22 protein-coding genes and 1 tRNA gene are annotated in these 17,585 nt (G+C 40.4%); 11 read left to right on the forward strand and 12 right to left on the reverse strand.

Going from position 1 to position 17,585, the window contains the following annotated elements:
- Positions 1–4 precede the first annotated feature (4 nt).
- From trpD to trpA, 5 genes are read left to right on the forward strand one after another with little or no spacing between them, the layout of a single operon-like run.
- Entirely contained in the window at positions 5–1,009 is a 1,005-nt protein-coding gene (gene trpD / locus SOR_RS02335; RefSeq protein WP_000658690.1) for an anthranilate phosphoribosyltransferase, read from the forward strand.
- Positions 1,006–1,773, forward strand: coding sequence for an indole-3-glycerol phosphate synthase TrpC (gene trpC / locus SOR_RS02340; protein WP_000076521.1), 768 nt, complete (start codon positions 1,006–1,008; stop codon positions 1,771–1,773). Before trpD ends, trpC begins: the two co-directional genes overlap by 4 nt.
- The gene (locus SOR_RS02345; protein WP_000169867.1) at positions 1,760–2,359 is read left to right on the forward strand and encodes a phosphoribosylanthranilate isomerase; all 600 of its coding nucleotides are present in this window, start codon (positions 1,760–1,762) and stop codon (positions 2,357–2,359) included. Before trpC ends, SOR_RS02345 begins: the two co-directional genes overlap by 14 nt.
- Positions 2,337–3,560: a tryptophan synthase subunit beta gene (gene trpB, locus SOR_RS02350; RefSeq protein ID WP_000331269.1), complete on the forward strand. Its 1,224-nt coding sequence runs from the start codon at positions 2,337–2,339 to the stop codon at positions 3,558–3,560. The genes SOR_RS02345 and trpB overlap by 23 nt, the downstream gene beginning before the upstream one ends.
- Positions 3,553–4,329, forward strand: a complete 777-nt coding sequence (trpA, locus tag SOR_RS02355) for a tryptophan synthase subunit alpha (RefSeq protein WP_001127035.1) — start codon at positions 3,553–3,555, stop codon at positions 4,327–4,329. The genes trpB and trpA overlap by 8 nt, the downstream gene beginning before the upstream one ends.
- Here the strand turns inward: trpA and SOR_RS02360 are convergent.
- Positions 4,301–4,960, reverse strand: a complete 660-nt coding sequence (locus SOR_RS02360) for a prepilin peptidase (RefSeq protein ID WP_000566521.1) — start codon at positions 4,958–4,960, stop codon at positions 4,301–4,303. The genes trpA and SOR_RS02360 overlap by 29 nt on opposite strands.
- Before the next feature lie 69 nt (positions 4,961–5,029).
- Between SOR_RS02360 and SOR_RS02365 the strand changes: the two genes are divergently transcribed.
- The 3 genes from SOR_RS02365 to SOR_RS02375 all read left to right on the forward strand — a co-directional run bounded on the left by SOR_RS02365 (position 5,030) and on the right by SOR_RS02375 (position 6,704).
- The gene (locus SOR_RS02365) at positions 5,030–5,485 is read left to right on the forward strand and encodes a GNAT family N-acetyltransferase (protein ID WP_000973466.1); all 456 of its coding nucleotides are present in this window, start codon (positions 5,030–5,032) and stop codon (positions 5,483–5,485) included.
- A 103-nt stretch (positions 5,486–5,588) separates the two neighbouring features.
- On the forward strand, positions 5,589–6,113 hold the full coding sequence (locus SOR_RS02370) for a hypothetical protein (RefSeq protein ID WP_000089607.1): 525 nt from the start codon (positions 5,589–5,591) through the stop codon (positions 6,111–6,113).
- Positions 6,114–6,182: 69 nt separating this feature from the next.
- A complete protein-coding gene (locus SOR_RS02375; RefSeq protein ID WP_000493728.1) occupies positions 6,183–6,704 on the forward strand; it encodes a hypothetical protein in 522 nt (173 codons plus the stop codon).
- A 219-nt stretch (positions 6,705–6,923) separates the two neighbouring features.
- Here SOR_RS02375 and SOR_RS02380 read toward each other — a convergent pair whose 3' ends face one another.
- The 5 genes from SOR_RS02380 to SOR_RS02400 form a co-directional block, all read right to left on the reverse strand.
- Entirely contained in the window at positions 6,924–7,127 is a 204-nt protein-coding gene (locus tag SOR_RS02380) for a CsbD family protein (RefSeq protein WP_000102421.1), read from the reverse strand.
- A 41-nt stretch (positions 7,128–7,168) separates the two neighbouring features.
- Positions 7,169–7,753, reverse strand: coding sequence for an Asp23/Gls24 family envelope stress response protein (locus SOR_RS02385; RefSeq protein WP_000072933.1), 585 nt, complete (start codon positions 7,751–7,753; stop codon positions 7,169–7,171).
- 11 nt (positions 7,754–7,764) lie between these two features.
- Positions 7,765–7,935: a DUF2273 domain-containing protein gene (locus SOR_RS02390; RefSeq protein ID WP_000454669.1), complete on the reverse strand. Its 171-nt coding sequence runs from the start codon at positions 7,933–7,935 to the stop codon at positions 7,765–7,767.
- A 10-nt stretch (positions 7,936–7,945) separates the two neighbouring features.
- Positions 7,946–8,509 carry an alkaline shock response membrane anchor protein AmaP gene (gene amaP / locus SOR_RS02395; protein ID WP_000045617.1) on the reverse strand — a complete coding sequence of 188 codons (564 nt, stop codon included), beginning with the start codon at positions 8,507–8,509 and terminating at the stop codon, positions 7,946–7,948.
- Positions 8,510–8,608: 99 nt separating this feature from the next.
- Complete coding sequence (locus SOR_RS02400) at positions 8,609–8,845, reverse strand: GlsB/YeaQ/YmgE family stress response membrane protein (RefSeq protein WP_000964740.1); 237 nt, start codon at positions 8,843–8,845, stop codon at positions 8,609–8,611.
- A 296-nt stretch (positions 8,846–9,141) separates the two neighbouring features.
- Between SOR_RS02400 and SOR_RS02405 the strand changes: the two genes are divergently transcribed.
- Complete coding sequence (locus SOR_RS02405; protein ID WP_001205298.1) at positions 9,142–10,623, forward strand: M protein trans-acting positive regulator PRD domain-containing protein; 1,482 nt, start codon at positions 9,142–9,144, stop codon at positions 10,621–10,623.
- A gap of 225 nt (positions 10,624–10,848) precedes the next feature.
- On the opposite strand, the gene SOR_RS02410 is transcribed toward SOR_RS02405, so the two are convergent.
- The 6 genes from SOR_RS02410 to SOR_RS02435 form a co-directional block, all read right to left on the reverse strand.
- Positions 10,849–11,715 carry an SDR family NAD(P)-dependent oxidoreductase gene (locus SOR_RS02410; protein WP_000241135.1) on the reverse strand — a complete coding sequence of 289 codons (867 nt, stop codon included), beginning with the start codon at positions 11,713–11,715 and terminating at the stop codon, positions 10,849–10,851.
- Between the two features lies 1 nt (position 11,716).
- Positions 11,717–12,553, reverse strand: a complete 837-nt coding sequence (locus SOR_RS02415) for an alpha/beta fold hydrolase (RefSeq protein WP_000121101.1) — start codon at positions 12,551–12,553, stop codon at positions 11,717–11,719.
- Between the two features lie 13 nt (positions 12,554–12,566).
- The gene (locus tag SOR_RS02420) at positions 12,567–13,571 is read right to left on the reverse strand and encodes an NADP-dependent oxidoreductase (RefSeq protein WP_000861521.1); all 1,005 of its coding nucleotides are present in this window, start codon (positions 13,569–13,571) and stop codon (positions 12,567–12,569) included.
- 90 nt (positions 13,572–13,661) lie between these two features.
- Complete coding sequence (locus SOR_RS02425) at positions 13,662–14,093, reverse strand: Rrf2 family transcriptional regulator (RefSeq protein ID WP_000379849.1); 432 nt, start codon at positions 14,091–14,093, stop codon at positions 13,662–13,664.
- A gap of 218 nt (positions 14,094–14,311) precedes the next feature.
- Positions 14,312–14,384, reverse strand: a tRNA-Lys gene (locus tag SOR_RS02430).
- Between the two features lie 263 nt (positions 14,385–14,647).
- The gene (locus SOR_RS02435; RefSeq protein ID WP_001113199.1) at positions 14,648–15,919 is read right to left on the reverse strand and encodes a replication-associated recombination protein A; all 1,272 of its coding nucleotides are present in this window, start codon (positions 15,917–15,919) and stop codon (positions 14,648–14,650) included.
- 115 nt (positions 15,920–16,034) lie between these two features.
- Here SOR_RS02435 and SOR_RS02440 point away from each other — a divergent pair, with 115 nt between their 5' ends.
- Positions 16,035–16,505 (forward strand): DUF3013 family protein, encoded by a 471-nt coding sequence (locus SOR_RS02440; RefSeq protein WP_000257115.1) that lies wholly within the window; start codon positions 16,035–16,037, stop codon positions 16,503–16,505.
- 18 nt (positions 16,506–16,523) lie between these two features.
- Positions 16,524–17,585: a site-2 protease family protein gene (locus SOR_RS02445; RefSeq protein WP_000719509.1), complete on the forward strand. Its 1,062-nt coding sequence runs from the start codon at positions 16,524–16,526 to the stop codon at positions 17,583–17,585.

Genomic DNA, 17,585 nt, shown 5'->3' on the forward strand with positions numbered 1-17,585 from the left:
TAGGATGAAAGAGATTATTGAAAAATTAGCAAAATTTGAAAATTTATCAGGTGTGGAAATGACGGATGTCATTGAGCGTATCGTAACTGGGCGCGTAACGGAGGCACAGATTGCTTCTCTCCTCTTGGCTCTTAAGATGAAGGGAGAAACACCTGAGGAACGCACAGCTATTGCTCAAGTCATGAGAGGGCATGCCCAACACATTCCAACTGAAATTCATGATGCCATGGACAACTGCGGTACAGGTGGAGACAAGTCCTTCAGCTTTAACATTTCGACAACTGCAGCCTTTGTCTTGGCTGGTGGTGGCATTCATATGGCCAAGCACGGTAACCGCTCGATTTCTTCTAAATCGGGTTCGGCAGATGTCCTTCAAGCCTTGGGCATCAATCTTGACCTCAAACCAGCTGAACTAGGTAAGGTTTTTGATAAAACTGGCATCGTCTTTCTCTTTGCTAAAAATATGCACCCAGCCATGAAATACATCATGCCAGCTCGTTTGGAACTAGGAATTCCAACGATCATGAACTTGACTGGTCCACTGATTCACCCAATGGCCTTGGAAACACAGCTTCTTGGTATTAGTCGTCCAGAACTTCTAGAAAGTACAGCTCAGGTTTTGAAAAATATGGGTCGCAAACGTGCCATCGTGGTTGCTGGACCAGAAGGGCTGGATGAAGCTGGCTTGAACGGAACAACCAAGATTGCTCTTCTTGAAAATGGCGAAATCACCTTGTCAAGCTTCACTCCAGAAGATTTGGGGATGGAACGCTACGCTATCGAAGATATTCGTGGAGGGAATGCTCAGGAAAATGCAGAAATTTTGCTCAGCGTTCTTCAAAACGAACCAAGTCCATTTTTGGAAACGACAGTTTTAAATGCAGGTCTTGGTTTCTATGCTAATGGTAAGGTAGCTAGTATCAAGGAAGGTGTTGCCTTGGCCCGTCAAGTGATTGCTAGTGGTAAGGCCCTTGAAAAACTCAGACTGTTACAGGAGTACCAAAAATGAGTCAGGAATTTTTAGCACGAATCTTAGAACAGAAGGCGCGTGAAGTCGAGCAAATGGAGCTGGAGGAAATCCAGCCCTTGCGCCAGACCTATCGCTTGGCAGAATTTTTGAAGAATCACCAGGACCGTTTGCAGGTAATTGCTGAGATCAAGAAGGCTAGCCCTAGTTTGGGAGATATCAATCTCGATGTGGATATTGTGCAACAGGCCCAGACTTATGAAGCGAACGGCGCAGTGATGATTTCGGTTTTGACAGATGAAGTTTTCTTTAAAGGGCATTTGGATTATTTGCGTGAGATTTCCAGTCAGGTAGGAATTCCGACGCTCAACAAGGACTTTATCATCGATGAAAAGCAAATCATCCGTGCTCGCAATGCCGGTGCAACAGTTATCTTGCTCATCGTCGCGGCCTTGTCAGAAGAACGGCTCAAGGAACTGTATGACTACGCGACAGAGCTTGGTCTGGAAGTCTTGGTGGAAACTCACAATCTAGCTGAACTAGAGGTAGCCCACAGACTTGGTGCTGAGATTATTGGGGTTAATAACCGCAACTTGACCACCTTTGAAGTCGACTTGCAGACCAGTGTAGACTTGGCCCAGTACTTTAAGGAAGGTCGCTATTACATTTCTGAATCTTCTATTTTCACAGGGCAGGATGCAAAACGAGTAGCACCATACTTTAACGGAATTTTGGTGGGAACAGCTCTCATGCAGGCAGAAGATGTAGCCCAGAGAATCAAGGAGTTGCAGATTGACAAAGGTTAAGATTTGTGGATTGTCGAACAAAGAAGCGGTAGAGACAGCCGTATCAGCAGGGGCAGACTACATCGGTTTTGTCTTCGCACCCAGTAAAAGACAGGTGACCTTGGAAGAGGCTGCTGAGCTGGCAAAGCTTATTCCTGCAGATATAAAAAAGGTTGGTGTATTTGTTTCACCAAGTCGAGCAGAATTGCTAGAAGCGATTGAAAAGGTTGGCTTGGACCTAGTTCAAGTTCACAGTCAGGTGGCGGATGAGTTGTTTGAGGATTTACCTTGTGCCAGCATTCAGGCTGTGCAGGTGGATGGAGAGGGGCATGTGCCTAATTCTCAGGCGGATTATCTCCTCTTTGATGCCCCTGTGGCTGGGAGTGGTAAGACCTTTGACTGGGGTCAACTGGATACGTCTGGACTAGCCCAGCCATTTTTCATCGCAGGTGGGCTTAATGAAGACAATGTAGCAAAAGCAATTCAACACTTTACTCCCTATGCAGTAGATGTATCGAGCGGAGTGGAGACAGATGGACAAAAAGATCATGAAAAGATTAGAAGATTTATAGAGAGGGTAAAGCATGGCATATCAAGAACCAAATAAAGATGGATTTTACGGAAAATTCGGCGGACGTTTCGTCCCAGAAACATTGATGACAGCAGTTTTGGAGTTGGAAAAAGCTTATCGTGAAAGTCAGGCAGACCCAAGCTTCCAAGAGGAATTGAACCAACTTTTGCGCCAGTACGTAGGACGTGAAACTCCCCTTTACTACGCAAAAAACTTGACCCAGCATATCGGCGGAGCCAAGATTTATCTCAAACGGGAAGACCTTAACCATACAGGTGCTCACAAGATTAACAATGCCTTGGGACAAGTTCTTCTGGCTAAACGAATGGGCAAAAAGAAAATTATCGCTGAAACAGGTGCTGGTCAGCACGGTGTGGCAACTGCAACAGCTGCGGCCCTCTTTAACATGGAATGTACCATCTACATGGGTGAGGAAGATGTTAAACGCCAAGCCCTTAATGTCTTCCGTATGGAGCTTTTAGGAGCTAAGGTTGAGGCTGTGACAGATGGTTCGCGCGTGCTTAAGGATGCGGTCAATGCAGCCCTTCGTTCTTGGGTAGCGAATATCGACGATACCCACTATATCCTTGGTTCTGCCTTGGGGCCTCATCCTTTCCCAGAAATCGTTCGTGACTTCCAAAGTGTTATCGGACGCGAAGCTAAACAACAGTACCGTGACTTGACAGGTCAAGATTTGCCAGATGCCCTAGTAGCTTGTGTTGGTGGTGGTTCGAATGCTATCGGTCTCTTCCATCCATTTGTAGAAGACGAGTCAGTGGCTATGTATGGAGCTGAAGCAGCAGGACTTGGTGTGGATACGGAGCACCACGCAGCTACCTTGACCAAGGGTCGTCCGGGTGTCCTTCACGGTTCTCTCATGGATGTACTCCAAGATGCCCATGGTCAAATTCTTGAAGCCTTCTCTATCTCAGCAGGTTTGGACTATCCTGGTATCGGTCCAGAACATTCTCACTACCACGATATCAAACGTGCCAGCTATGTTCCTGTGACGGACGAGGAAGCCTTGGAAGGATTCCAACTCTTGTCTCGTGTGGAAGGAATTATCCCAGCCTTGGAATCTAGCCACGCCATCGCTTTTGCAGTGAAATTGGCCAAAGAACTTGGTCCAGACAAGTCAATGGTTGTCTGCCTATCCGGTCGTGGGGACAAGGATGTAGTTCAAGTCAAAGACCGCTTGGAAGCAGATGCAGCAAAGAAGGGAGAAGCCCATGCCTAAGACACTAACAGAAAAATTGAACGCTATAAAAGCGACTGGAAAGGGAATTTTCGTTCCTTATATCATGGCTGGAGACCACGAGAAAGGTTTGGATGGTCTCGGTGAAACAATCCACTTTTTAGAAGATTTGGGTGTTTCAGCCATTGAAGTGGGTATTCCCTTTTCAGACCCTGTTGCAGATGGCCCTGTTATCGAAGAAGCTGGCTTGCGCAGTCTAGCTCACGAAACTTCTACCCAGGCTTTGGTTGAAACCTTGAAAACCATTCAGACTGAAGTGCCACTGGTCATCATGACCTACTTCAACCCCATCTTTCAGTACGGTGTGGACAAATTTGTCAATGATCTGGCAGATACAGCAGTTAAGGGCTTGATTATCCCGGATCTGCCTCATGAGCATGCCAACTTTGTAGAGCCATTTTTGGTAGACACAGATATCGCCTTGATTCCCCTAGTTAGTTTGACCACAGGACTTGAGCGCCAAAAAGAGTTGATCAAGGGAGCTGAAGGATTCGTCTATGCCGTTGCTGTCAATGGGGTGACAGGGAAATCAGGAAATTACCGTGCAGACTTGGACAAGCACTTGGCGCAATTGCATCAAGTAGCTGACATCCCAGTCTTGACAGGTTTTGGTGTGTCTAGTCAGGCTGATGTAGAACGCTTCAATGCGGTGTCAGATGGCGTTATCGTCGGTTCGAAAATTGTAAAAGCTCTCCACCAAGGAGAGCCGATTGAGGACTTTATCAAACAAGCAGTAGATTACCAAAAATAATCAAACAAGCAGCAAGTAAGAGGAAAGGCACGAAAGGAAGTCTTTCCTTTTTCTTTTGCAGGAGAAAGGCCAGAATGCCTGCCGCAGAAGCGAACTGAATCAAGATGAGTAATTCTGTCGCGCTAAAGATGAGAGCACAAGAAGCCAGAAATAGAAAATCCCCTGCTCCCATGCGGATATCGATAAAATGAGCTAAAATTCCAAGGGCAAGAAAGAAGACCATATCCAGATTCCAACTAGTACAGGCCATGAGGATTAGGTGGAACGTCAGCCAGACTAGTAAGGGATATTCCTGATGACGAAGGTCGTAGATACCTAAGGTCAAGCCAGCAGTTATGAGGATGACTTGCCCCAAGGAAATCCAGCCCCATGACCAAGCTAGAAAGAGGAGTCCTAAGCCGAGTTCAAAGAGGGCATACCAAACAGGATAGCGAATCTTGCAGTAGCGACAGCGAAAGCGATTGAAGACCTGCGAGAGAATAGGAATCAAATCTGAGGGACGCAAGCGAGTCTGACAGGAATCGCAGTGACTAGCTGGTCGAATAATGGATTGCTCAGGAAAACGGTCAATGACCAAACCTAGAAAGGAAGCGAGAATGCTCCCGACAAGAAAAAAATAAAGATCAATCATACTTATCTATTCGTAAAAAATAAGAGAAGTAGTATAATAAAGAAACATTGATAAGATGGTGAGGTCAAGATGATGATTCGTTTTGAAGAAAATGTGAGCACAGAAAATGCTCAGCTCGTATGCCAATGGTCCAACTCCCTTGGCAAATCCTTTCAAGAACAATGGATGGGAACAATGATTCCTTTTCCCTTAACAATTCAAATCTTGCAAGATTTGGAAGGAATCTTTTCAATCTTTGATGGACAAGAGTTTGTGGGGCTTATCCAGAAAATCAGGCTAGAAGACAGGAATCTTCATATCGGGAGATTTTTTATCAACCCCCAGAAACAGGGGCAGGGCTTAGGTAGCCTGACTTTAAGGAATTTTGTTAGTTTGGCCTTTGAAAATGAAGACATAGATACTGTCTCTCTAAATGTCTACGAGGCAAATCAAACAGCTTACAAGCTTTACCAAAAAGAAGGATTTGAAATCGTTCAAATGGTTGAAACACCTATACGAAAATACATCATGAAAAAGGGTAGATAACAGTCACGGGGGACTGGAGTCCCAAGGATTTTCAAGGATAAGGAAGTTATCTTTCAAAGTTAGAAACAAGACTTCTATGATTTCTTAGATAGAGGAGATAAACATGTCGAGACCTAGAAAAATACGAATCTTGCTCGCTTCTGTACTTGCCTTAGTTGTTGGTATCACTCTTTATTTTCAGTATCAAAGTCACCAAGAACGGTTCCAACTAAAGGCTTCCTTTGAAGAACAAGACAATATAGCTGTCTTACAACATTTAATGGATTCAGGGAAATATGCACCTGACATCCGTAAAGCGGGCTATGTCGTTCCTCCCGATGGAGCTATTCGATTGGATGGAGGAATTGACTCCATAGGGATAAAAGGAGACATCGATTTGAAAATGTTGAATCCTAGTAGGGATGAAGTCTCGGTTTTATTTGAAACAATGGTAAATGAGGAAAAAATAAATGTCTACTATATTTTAGATAATCAATTAACCCTAAAACGTAGTTACTATTCTCATATTAGGAATCAAAAAAAAGAGAGTGTGACTATCCCCCAAGCCGAAGAAGAACGCCTATTAAACATTGTTCAAACAGAGCTGAAAGCTTTTCTAGATAAGATGTATCAGACTTTGTATGCTTGAGGTTACTAGTGAGAAATGAACGCGAGACCTTGTTTAGAATGTCAACGATGATAAGAAAGGGGGGACAAAATGTTTACAGAATTGCTCTTTATTGTCTCTTTACTGTTACTTTTACGTTTTTTTAAAAGTAGGCGCTCACGAATGATTATAGGAGTCTTGTATAGTTTGCTGCTAGTCTGGTTTGTCTTTTCAGTTTTGAACTATGGCAAATATACTCTTCAACCAGGTCAATCCGCCAACTTAAGAGTAAATCCCAGAACACAAGATTTGGAATACTATTCAATCTTCATCTTGAAGAAAAACGATTCAAGTAAAATTAAATTAACTGGCTCTAGTGTTTGGAGTGAGAGTAATGGTGATGTTTACTATGAAGTAGAGGGACAAAAAATTATAAAAAGCCATGGTTTCGACAAGGAGGATGAAGAACTTCCAAACAACCAAGCAGATATTTATTTAGAAAAAGATGGAGTTGTTGTGAGTTACCAAGGTGAAAAAGTATTTGATGCCACCAATAACAAACCCTACACGATCACCATTACCAATGTAGACAACCAACCAGCCCAATTTGAGGCTCAAGTGGTGGATAAATAAGCTAGTCTAGTAGTGTGCAAGCTTTTCAATTTTCTTTCTTTAAAAGGGAGCTCTTATTTTAAATATGCAAAAAAGCCTTGAAACCAAGGCTTTTCCTGTTGACATTACCTTTTAACGAAAAATGGGAAGCGTGTTTAGAATCCGATCTACAAAAAAAAGAGGACATTTACGGTCCTCTTTTTGACTACTATAGATGAAAAGGTCAATTAAGGTTTAGCCTTATTTTTCATCTTTGTGAAGCATGTTTTTAACACCTTCAATAGCGCCTTCGACAGCATCTTTAGCATCTTCAGCAACTTCTTTTACTTTAGAAACAACTTTTTCAGCTGTTCCTTCTTTTTCCATTTTTTCATCGCCGATCATTTTGCCGACACCTTCTTTAATGGAACCTTTTGCTTGGTTTAATTTTTCTTCTGTTGACATGATTCTGCCTCCTTTAAATTGATTAATTTTGATCAGATGAATTAGTGTACGCGAGCTTTTTCATTTGTTTCGCCCTTAACGGCTTCAACACCTTCGCCTACTTTTTCTTGAACAGCAGCTACACCTGAACCGATACCAGATTTCACTTTTTCAAATTGTTCTGAAGCAAATTCTCCTGTTGAAGAAGCCACGTCAGTTACTCGGTCTTGGAGGCTAACTGAATCTGCTTCATGCTGTTCCTTCGTTTTGATATCAACAACATTCACATTGACTTCAACAACTTCTAGATCAGTCATTTTTGTAACTTGTGATACCACAACATCTTTGATTTCTTTGTACAAAGCTGGAACATTCTTTTGGTATTCAACAACAATGTTCAAGTCAACTGCGACTTGTTCTTTCCCAACTTCAACATTGACACCATGAGTGACATTATCTGTATTGATAATTTTTTCTGTTAGATTAGAGAAGAATCCTCTATCCACATCCAAAAGTCCAGGTACTTTTTCAAGTGAAAGACCAATGATTTTTTGGATTACTTTATCCTCATAAGTGAGTTCCCCTTTAACATCTTGAGAAACAACAGCGACATCTTTTTTTTCTACATTTTTATCTACGTTTGACATACGAGACTCCTTTATTTATTTAAATATTTTTCCTTAACATAGTATCCTGCAAATGCTCCTAAGGCTCCACAAATTAGTACAAATAGTGTTTTGAAAAAGCCAAAGGATAAGATAAAGCAAGCGAGAATGACACCTACTAAACCTGCAATAATTGGATACTGATATTTTTTAAACCATTCCATTTTTACTTCCTTACTTTACACGACTAACAGTCTTTTTGGTCGTTTTTCGAGGTTCAACTTCTTTAACTTTAACTTCAAGTTTTACCTCACGTTCAATACCAAAGAACTGCTTTAATCCATGAGTTATTTCATTCTGAATGACTAGACATCGATTTGAGATGTTGTCTGAAGGAAGAATTTTCCCTTCAACAGTAACGAAACATTTATTTTTGCGGCTATTTACATGGACCGTTGGTTCTTTCATCAACTGATGATCAATGACCAAACATCGAACAAAGCCTTCGATGGCTGAATTTTTTAGTTTTAATGTATCTTCTTGAGTTTCTAATTGAATCTCTAGATATTGTTTAGGATAAAAGAGTATCACTAACATTGAAATTAAAACTAAAACAGATAGGACAAGTGTCCCCCAAAAGACATATCTAGCAATCAGGAATTCAGCGTAGAGTTCTCTCCAACTGAATAAGTGGATATCTAAATCACTGACCTGATGATAATCTATGAGAATAGGAAGGAAAATAGTCAAGATTAAGATACAGAAAATAAGTAACAATATTTTCTTTGATTTTGACATATTAAATCCTTTCAAATGAAAAGCTTTAAACCATAATTTTACCCGTCTACAGTATTCAAAATTATGGCTTATCACTTTTAATTTCTTATTAGGTAATGCTTATTTTTTACCAAATAGAAATGAAACGACTGCAACAACAATCACAGCACCAACGATTGACGGAATAATAGCCATTCCAGCCAATGAAGGTCCCCAGCTTCCGAGAAGAGATTGCCCTACAGACGAACCGATAAGACCTGCAAAGATATTTGCAATTATTCCCATTGAACCACCTTTTTTAGTGATTGCACCAGCGATGAGACCAATAAGACCTCCTACAATAATGGACCACAACATAGTGTATCCTCCTTTTCTATTTCTAAATCAAAGAGTCAATTTCTTTGATTGAACTAATTATATAGTATTTCAACTTGGAAACATAATAGTTTGTCTTAAAAACCGTACTGTAAACATGTACTTTAGATACAAATAAATAAGAAAATGTTGATGCTACTGGGTTTCTAAGGGATTAGACTGGTCTTTTTATGACAAGCAAAAGTCGTTGTAAGAGGATAAATGGACTCCATGTGGTATAATTGCATGAAGATTGAAAGACAATCGTTTAGTTTATTATAAAGAGAGAAAAGCTATTCATGAGAGATTTATTATCGAAAAAAAGTCACAGACAATTAGAATTATTAGAATTACTATTTGAAAACAAACGCTGGTTTCATATTTCAGAACTAGCAGAATTATTGCACTGTACAGAACGTTCTGTAAAGAATGACTTGTCCCATGTCAGGTCTTCCTTTCCTGACTTGATATTTCATTCCTCAACAAACGGCATCCGTATCATTAACACCGATGATAGTGATATTGAGATGGTCTATCATCATTTTTTTAAGCATTCAACCCATTTTTCAATTTTAGAATTTATCTTCTTTAATGAAGGATGTGATACTGATAGTATTTGCAAAGAGTTTTATATCAGTTCTTCCTCTCTTTACCGTATCATCAGTCATATTAATAAAATTATTAAGAAACAATATCGTTTTGAAATTAGCCTCAATCCAGTTCGAATCACTGGAAATGAAATCGATATCCGTTACTTTTTTGCCCAATATTTTTCAGAGAAATATTATTTCCTTGAATGGCCCTTTGAGGATTTTTCTGTAGAACCTTTATGTAAGCTGTTGGCACTGGTCTATAAAGAAACTGCATTTCCAGTCAATTTCGCTACTCAACGAATGTTAAAGTTACTCCTCGTAACAAATTTATATCGCATAAAGTTTGGTCATTTCATGGAAGTTGAGAAAAATTCTTTTAACAATCAATTGTTGGAATCTTTCATGCAGACAGAAGAAATCGAAGAGATTGTAGCGAGCTTTGATTCTGAATATCATATCTCTCTGAATAAAGAAGTGATAGGTCAACTGTTTGTATCCTATTTTCAAAAAATGTTTTTCATAGATGAAGAAGTATTTCTCAACCATGCAAAAACAGACAGCTATGTAAAAAAATCGTATCAGTTATTGGGGGATCTAGTAGATCAGGTATCAAGAGAGTATAATCTCCAAGTAGACAATAAGGACAATCTGATTTGGCATCTGCATAATACAGCACATCTGCATCGCCAGGAATTATCGACAGAGTTTATCCTATTTGATCAAAAAGGCAATACAATCAAAAACTTTCAAAATATTTTCCCTCGCTTTGTTTCAGAGGTGAAGGAAGGGATTGAACATTATCTAGAGGCTTTGGATATGGATCGTAATTCAATGAAGGTCAATCATTTGTCTTATACTTTTATCACTCACAGCAAACACTTAGTGTTAAATCTTTTACAAAATCAACCTAAATTAAAGGTTTTGGTCATGAGTAATTTTGATCAGTATCATGCAAAATCAGTAGCTGAGACACTTTCTTACTATTGCAGTAACAATTTTGAACTGGAAGTTTGGAGTGAATTAGAGTTATCCCTTGATGCTCTAAAAGAATCACCTTATGACATCATTATTTCTAATTTTATTATTCCGCCGATTGAAAATAAGAGACTGATCTATTCCAATAATGTCAATACAGTCGCTCTCATCTCTTTGCTTAACGCAATGATGTTTATTCGATTGGACGAGTAACTAAGAATAAAAAACGCTATCTAGCGTTTTTTCTTATAAGAAAAGAATTTCATATATATTAGACTCAGAATATCCTAAAAATCTTGTCATTTCTTAGTTCAGAATAAACAAAAAACAAGGCTTTTTCTGTTGATGTTTCTTTCCTTACACGAACTTTTACATTGAGAATCAACTAGTTTTGAAGCACCTTAACTTAGCCATTAAAGGAAAATAGAGTCAGACTACTCACTGTTTGGTTTGAAACAATTTGATTTTATCGTCACAGTAAGCGATTAAAGCTTGTGCTTTCTCAAAAGTATAGCCTTTTTCAGAAGCTAACTTCACTTTCTTTTCATCAAAATAGTAGCCAGTCAAGCCCCTGATTTCTTCTGATAAGGTGAGGTAGTAGCCTGTTTCTATTCCCTCGTCTAGATCTTTTGAAAAAGACTTCATCAAGCGTCCAAAGAGAGACTTTTTCGTTTTTTCATCACTGGAATCATTACCCAAATTGGTTGAAATCAAGCCTGGATGGTAAGAATTGATGGTGATGTTTGAACCTCTTAAAAAGAAGTCCCTTGCCAAATAACGTGTCATCCAGATGGTATAAAGTTTAGAATTATTATAGGCCAATCCGGGATTATAGTTGTTCTCAAATCCAAAGTCCAAATCCTTGACCTTGGCAAAATGATGCATATAGGAAGAAGTATTAATGACACGGCCGTCAGCCGCTTTTTCTAACAAGGGACTTAGCTCAGTTGTTAAAATATAGGGAACGAGAACGGATAACATAAAAGTCAATTCGACATTTTCAGCACTCGCTTTTCGTTCTTTCCCTCCATAAAGTCCTGCATTATTAAACAAGACATCGATACTTTGAAAGTCTCGCTTGATTACCTCTACAAATCGATAAACATCGTCTAATTTTGAAAAATCTGCAAGGTAGCTAGAAACTCTGCCTCTCAAGGAAACTGCCCGAACCTCTTGAAGCGTCAACTCAAGTTTTTGAAGCTTTCGACCATGGAGGATGACCTGATGACCTTCACTGGCCAGTTTCTTTGCCAAATGTTTCCCAATACCGTCAGTAGCACCTGTAATCAGAATCGTTTTGACCATCTTAGTCCTCCAAGAAAGCAATGAGTTCTTTTGAAAATTCCTCTGCATATTGGAAGATCGAACCGTGGCCAGCATTCGGATAGATAATCAGCTTACTATTTTCGATTTTTTCATGCATGTCATAGGAATTTTCCGTTGGAACTTGCATATCCTTGTCCCCGTTGACAATTAAGGTTGGTTGAGTGATAAATTTTTGGTCGTCTTGAGGAGCTTTCCCCCAACGTTTAATAGCTTTGAGTTGAGTTAGGAATCCTAGTACGTTCATGTCTTTATCCGCAAATTTCTTTGTTCTCATACCCATTCTTCCTAGGACTTTCAAAGCTTCGATTTTCCCTTGTTCATCATGATTATAGAAGATATAGCGTTTAGGATCGATGCGCTCGAGTCCCGCTTTAAACATAAAACTAAACGTTTTCCCTGTGACCTTATCGACCTCTTTTCCACCTCGAGGTCCTGTTCCTGCCAAGATGAGACGGTTGACCAAATTAGGCTTGATTCGGATGATTTCTTGGGCAATCATCCCTCCCATTGAAAGACCTAGGAGGTTGATTTTATCGTAACCAAGGGCTTGAATAAAGGCAATTGTCTGCTCAGCCATTCCAGGAATCGTCGGAGCCACTTTTCCTTGACTAGCACCGACACCAGGAAGGTCGACTACAATCACATGGTGCTTTTCAGTAATCAAGTCCAAGAGTTTTGGATCCCAGTTGTCGAGGGTTGCTGCCAAATGGACCAACATCAGAAGTGGTAGTTTTGATTTGCCTTTGCTGAGTTCGCGATAGGCAATTTGATTTCCTTGGACAGTGATGTATTGATTTTTAGTTGTAAGATATGACATTGTATTTTCCTTTTTATTTCTTAAAGCTGAGGACTGTTTTTCCACGTGAGCGACCATTAGCGACCTTGTCTAAGGCGTTATTCACTTCTTCAAATGGATAAACTGTATCGATAGAGGGCTTGATTTCTAATTTGCTAAAGAGGTCAGCTATTTCTTGTAATTGAGCGCCATTGCTTTCTACAAAGATAAAATGGTAGTGGACACCATATTTTTCCGCCATCTTATCAAATTTGCGACCTGCTAAGCCAAGAATCATCTGTTTCCATTTTGGTAGATTCATGCGTTTGGCAAAGGCACCATTTGGCATAGCACGGAGGGAAACAAGCTGACCACCTTTTTTCATGATAGACATTTGTTTTTCAGTTTCTGCACCACCGAGAGTATCAAGGACATAATCAACCTGGCTAACAGTTTTTGTATAATCCTCTGTTTTGTAATCGATAAAGCGATCTGCTCCAAGGTTTAACACCCGCTCAGCGCTAGCTCCATCCCCATTGGTGATGACCTTCAAACCTTTGGCCTTGGCAATCGGAATGGCCATTCCACCGACACCTCCAGTACCACCAGAAATAAAGATCGTTTTCCCAGTTTGAGCTCCCATGAGTTCCAAAGCTTGCATGATGGTCAAGGCAGTAAGCGGAACAGCAGCAGCTTCTTCGTCTGATAGATAGTCTGGAACCTTGGCTAAGGCTTGGCTATCGATAGCAACGTATTCTGCAAAAGCACCAATTTGGTCAAGCGGTAAACGGCCAAAGACACGGTCTCCTACTTGAAAGTTGTTAACTTGGTTACCAATGCTTTCAACGACTCCAACGACCTCATTACCTGCAGTTTGAGGAAGTTTGTAAGGAACAATCATCTTAACCTCACCACGAGAGATCATGTTATCCAGAGGATTAACACCAGCTGCGGTGACTTTGACCAAGACTTGTTTGTCTGTAATACTTGGTTTAGCGACTTCTGTGATGTTCAGTGTGATATTGTTTTTGTTATAAGTAGTGTGTTGTGCGACTTTCATAAGTTTCTCTTTTCTTTTTAATATGATTTTATATACTTGTATTAGATACAAGTATATGTTATTCCCAGTAAAAACTGACTTGTTATCAAATCAGTTTCGGACTTGTTTAGCTTGTTTATATAGATTGTCAATGACATCTTCTAAAGTTTGATTTGCTAATTTCTTCTCTAATTGAGATTCGGAACTAGCGAAAAGCGGTGAGACTGCTCCTTGGATATGTTTTCCAACGGGACAATCGGGATTACTATTTTGATGAACAGGAAATAAACTAATATGTTTGATTTCTTGAGTAGCATAGTAGATCTCTAGTAAAGTCATTTTCTTTGGAGACTTACTGAGTTGGTAGCCCGTTTTTCCTTGATGTGAAGTAATTAGTCCAGCATTTTTCAATAAGGCAATCACCTTACGAATATAACTAGCATTGGTGCCAACACTCTCAGCCAGAGCTTGTGAACTTAAGGTATCCTTGCTCTCACTAATCATGGTTAGGATATGTAGAGCAACTGAAAATTTCGTATCCATATAAACTCCTTTGATTAACCTGTATCTGATACAAGAACAAGTATATCACAACAAAAAAAGAAAAGCAATACTTTTGTTTCAAATTTAAAAAAATTTTTTAAAGAATGTCATAAGATTAAAGATGTTTGGAAAGGAAGTTCATAAACAAATGATGGGGTAAATCAGTTATAGACAAGCAAAAAAGCCTTGATTTCAAGGCTTTTCCTGTTGTATTTAGATGCCCCCTGCAGGGCTCGAACCTGCGACCCATAGATTAAGAGTCTACTGCTCTACCAACTGAGCTAAGGAGGCAAAGAAAAAGCTGTATTGGTGCCGAAACTTCACGGTTTGTATTGAACCCGCGCAATTAAGCAGGTGGGCAACTCGCTCTAACTGAAGCTGTTTCCGTGTGAGACGGCCTACATGCTGTTAGAAGACTTTTGTTTCCCTAATAATACAAAAAATAGTCGGTCAACACTTAAGTGTGAAGTCGTACACCACAGCGTTTCTATGTTTATATGATACCACTTTTTCAAAAAAAATCAAGAGGAAAATGCAATTATTTGAAAAGGATTTCACAAGTCCCTTAATTTATCAATGGTTTCCTTGCGTTGCGCCAAGGCCCGTTCGTACTTGCCAGTATCTTCCGGAGTGAAGTAGTGCTGATCACGTATTTTTTCTGGCAAATAGTCTTGTTTGACCCAGTGTCCAGAATAGTTATGGGGATAGAGATAATCTTGGGCGTTCCCTAGTTCCTTGCTTCCACTGTAATGACCATCACGCAGGTGCCGAGGGATAGGCAAATGCCCTGATGTTTTGAGATCAGCAAGGGCCTTATCCATCGCCACATAGGCTGAGTTGGACTTGGGTGAAAGAGCCAGATCAATGACGACATTAGCAATGAGGATGCGGGCTTCTGGGAAACCAATCCTTTGTGCAGCCTCTAGAGCAGTTACGGTATGAATTTGAGCCTCAGGATTGGCCAAACCAATATCCTCATAGGCAATTACAGTCAAGCGACGAGCTAGACTAGGCAAATCCCCAGCTTCAATCAAGCGAGCAGCGTAATGAAGACTGGCATCCACATCCGAGCCGCGGATAGATTTTTGCAGGGCTGAGAGGACATCGTAGTGACCGTCCCCATCCTTGTCCATAGTGATGTAGCTTCGTTGCAGGCTATTTTCCATGATATCAAGAGTGATATGGCGGGTGCCCTTGTCATTCTCAGGAGTAGAGAGAACAGCCAAATCTAGTGAATTAAAGGCAGAACGTAGGTCTCCGTTTGTAGAGGTTGCGATGAAATCCAGCGCATCCTCATCTAGCTCTACTGGGAAATCAAAACCACGCTCAGGTTCGCTGAGAGCTGTTTGAAGAGCTTTTTTAACATCTTGATTGGACAAGGGTTCCAATTCAAAAATCTGAACACGGCTACGAATGGCAGGAGTGACAGAAAAGAAGGGATTTTCAGTCGTTGCGCCAATCATGATAACCAGACCACTTTCCAAAAGTGGCAGAAGAAAGTCTTGCTTGGTCTTATCAAGACGGTGGATCTCATCCAGTAGTAGGACCAATCCACCAGAGAATTTAGCTTCTTCGGCGATTTCTTGGAGTCGCTTTTTACTATCCACTGTCGCGTTAAAGGTCCGAAAGGCATACTTGGTCGTTCCAGCGATGGCTGAAGCGATACTGGTCTTGCCGATTCCTGGAGGTCCGTAGAGAATCATGGAGGACAGGCGGTTGGCCTCCACCATGCGACGGATGATTTTTCCTGGTCCGACCAGATGTTCCTGACCGATGACCTGGTCGATGGTTTTAGGGCGCATGCGAAGTGCGAGATTGTCAGGCATAGCAGTCCTTTCTAACATGGATTTTCTGATGTATATGTGGTAAGATGGTAGTATCTATTTTAGCATAATTCCGAGTAATCGGGGCGATTTAAGAGTCGCATAGAAAGAGGACAAAATGGCAACATACGGATTTTTAGATGTTTTAGAGGAAGAGTTGGACAAGAACTTTCCATTTGACTATGAGATTAGCTGGGACAAGCGCAATCACGCGGTTGAAGTGAGTTTTCTCTTGGAAGCACAAAATGCTGCAGGTGTGGAGATGGTGGATGAAGACGGAGAGGTTTCTTCGGATGACATTCTCTTCGAGGAAGCAGTCCTTTTCTACAACCCTGCTAAGTCAACCGTCAATGCGGAAGACTATCTGACTGTTATTCCTTACCTGCCTAAAAAAGGTTTTTCTCGCGAATTTTTAGCTTATTTTGCGCTATTTCTCAAAGATACTGCAGAGGTTGGGCTGGATGCCCTCATGGACTTTTTGGAAGACCCAGAAGCAGAGGAGTTTGTCATGGAATGGAACCAAGAAGTCTTTGAAGAAGGAAAGGTTGGCTTGGAAGAAGGAGAATTTTATCCTTATCCGAGGTATTAGAAACTAGCGAGGAAGTATATGAAGAAAATAGGTTTGTCTTTTATCTCTGGTCTGTCCTTTGTTTTTTTGATGCTAGGATTTGCTTTTGGGACAATTGCCTTTAAAGAGTTAGATTTTTCGTTTGTCTTTGTTCCAGGCTACCTATTTACTTTTTTCAGCATCTATCTGATATTTATCCTTCATGAGCTGGGACATGCATTTTGCGGTTACCTGACAGGCTATCGACTGGTGGCTTTTGGATTAGGGAATTTTCTTTTGACCAAAAAGTTAGGCAAGTTTTCTCTTAGCCGAACAGCTGTTCTGAAAAATGTTGGCGCTCAGTATATTGGATTGAAAGAAGATGAAAGCGACCAAAGAATCATCCTGATGCTTGCAGGCGGCTTGATAGTTCATCTTAGCTTGATTTTATTGGCGATATTGTATGGATTTTTGACAGCTAACTGGTATTTTGCAGCTACTTGGATTTGTCTAAATCTATCTTTTCTTCTCATCAATGCAAAGCCAGTTGGGATTACCGATGGAGCGAAAATTTGGGAATTGCTACAACAGCCTGAAAATACCAAATACGCCTACTCGGTGTTGAGGCATTCTGCCCAGACCTTGCTAGCTCCTCAAGAATATGATTTGAAAGACTTTATCATGCCTGTTGCTGAGGATGCGAAAGGGAGTTTTGCAGAAAGCATTCAGATTTTTCAGGGACTAGTTTTCATATTCGATAGTCAGATAGAGACTGCCAAAAAACACTTTCAGTCTTTATTAGATAGAACTGATAATCCAATGTCTAAAACTCTTTCTCAATTATACCTTCTTCAAATTGCCTTGCTTGAAGGAGATCATGAGAAAGCGGAGCAATATGCAAGTATTCGAAGCGTTAAATCCTTTTTGTCTCTAAAAATGACAGATACGCAGATAATGCAAGCCTGGTATCAATTTCTGGTAAAGAAAGATATGGAACAGACTGACAAGGCTATAAAAATTGCTAGAAAAAACAAGGTGACCAGCCGTTTGGTGCGGGATGAGAAACGTTATTATGAAAGCTGGTTAGCAGAGTTGGAGAAAGAATTATCCGAAGGAGTTTGA

The organism is Streptococcus oralis Uo5, assembly GCF_000253155.1.
GTDB classification, from domain to species: domain Bacteria; phylum Bacillota; class Bacilli; order Lactobacillales; family Streptococcaceae; genus Streptococcus; species Streptococcus oralis_L.

Bases quoted from the DNA above. Each gene is read 5' to 3' on its own strand.
- trpD (WP_000658690.1), top strand. From the start codon at position 5: ATGAAAGAGATTATTGAAAAATTAGCAAAATTTGAAAATTTATCAGGT.
- trpC (WP_000076521.1), top strand. From the start codon at position 1,006: ATGAGTCAGGAATTTTTAGCACGAATCTTAGAACAGAAGGCGCGTGAA.
- trpB (WP_000331269.1), top strand. From the start codon at position 2,337: ATGGCATATCAAGAACCAAATAAAGATGGATTTTACGGAAAATTCGGC.
- trpA (WP_001127035.1), top strand. From the start codon at position 3,553: ATGCCTAAGACACTAACAGAAAAATTGAACGCTATAAAAGCGACTGGA.
- SOR_RS02360 (WP_000566521.1), bottom strand. From the start codon at position 4,960: ATGATTGATCTTTATTTTTTTCTTGTCGGGAGCATTCTCGCTTCCTTT.
- SOR_RS02365 (WP_000973466.1), top strand. From the start codon at position 5,030: ATGATGATTCGTTTTGAAGAAAATGTGAGCACAGAAAATGCTCAGCTC.
- SOR_RS02370 (WP_000089607.1), top strand. From the start codon at position 5,589: ATGTCGAGACCTAGAAAAATACGAATCTTGCTCGCTTCTGTACTTGCC.
- SOR_RS02375 (WP_000493728.1), top strand. From the start codon at position 6,183: ATGTTTACAGAATTGCTCTTTATTGTCTCTTTACTGTTACTTTTACGT.
- SOR_RS02380 (WP_000102421.1), bottom strand. From the start codon at position 7,127: ATGTCAACAGAAGAAAAATTAAACCAAGCAAAAGGTTCCATTAAAGAA.
- SOR_RS02385 (WP_000072933.1), bottom strand. From the start codon at position 7,753: ATGTCAAACGTAGATAAAAATGTAGAAAAAAAAGATGTCGCTGTTGTT.
- SOR_RS02390 (WP_000454669.1), bottom strand. From the start codon at position 7,935: ATGGAATGGTTTAAAAAATATCAGTATCCAATTATTGCAGGTTTAGTA.
- amaP (WP_000045617.1), bottom strand. From the start codon at position 8,509: ATGTCAAAATCAAAGAAAATATTGTTACTTATTTTCTGTATCTTAATC.
- SOR_RS02400 (WP_000964740.1), bottom strand. From the start codon at position 8,845: ATGTTGTGGTCCATTATTGTAGGAGGTCTTATTGGTCTCATCGCTGGT.
- SOR_RS02405 (WP_001205298.1), top strand. From the start codon at position 9,142: ATGAGAGATTTATTATCGAAAAAAAGTCACAGACAATTAGAATTATTA.
- SOR_RS02410 (WP_000241135.1), bottom strand. From the start codon at position 11,715: ATGGTCAAAACGATTCTGATTACAGGTGCTACTGACGGTATTGGGAAA.
- SOR_RS02415 (WP_000121101.1), bottom strand. From the start codon at position 12,553: ATGTCATATCTTACAACTAAAAATCAATACATCACTGTCCAAGGAAAT.
- SOR_RS02420 (WP_000861521.1), bottom strand. From the start codon at position 13,571: ATGAAAGTCGCACAACACACTACTTATAACAAAAACAATATCACACTG.
- SOR_RS02425 (WP_000379849.1), bottom strand. From the start codon at position 14,093: ATGGATACGAAATTTTCAGTTGCTCTACATATCCTAACCATGATTAGT.
- SOR_RS02435 (WP_001113199.1), bottom strand. From the start codon at position 15,919: ATGCCTGACAATCTCGCACTTCGCATGCGCCCTAAAACCATCGACCAG.
- SOR_RS02440 (WP_000257115.1), top strand. From the start codon at position 16,035: ATGGCAACATACGGATTTTTAGATGTTTTAGAGGAAGAGTTGGACAAG.
- SOR_RS02445 (WP_000719509.1), top strand. From the start codon at position 16,524: ATGAAGAAAATAGGTTTGTCTTTTATCTCTGGTCTGTCCTTTGTTTTT.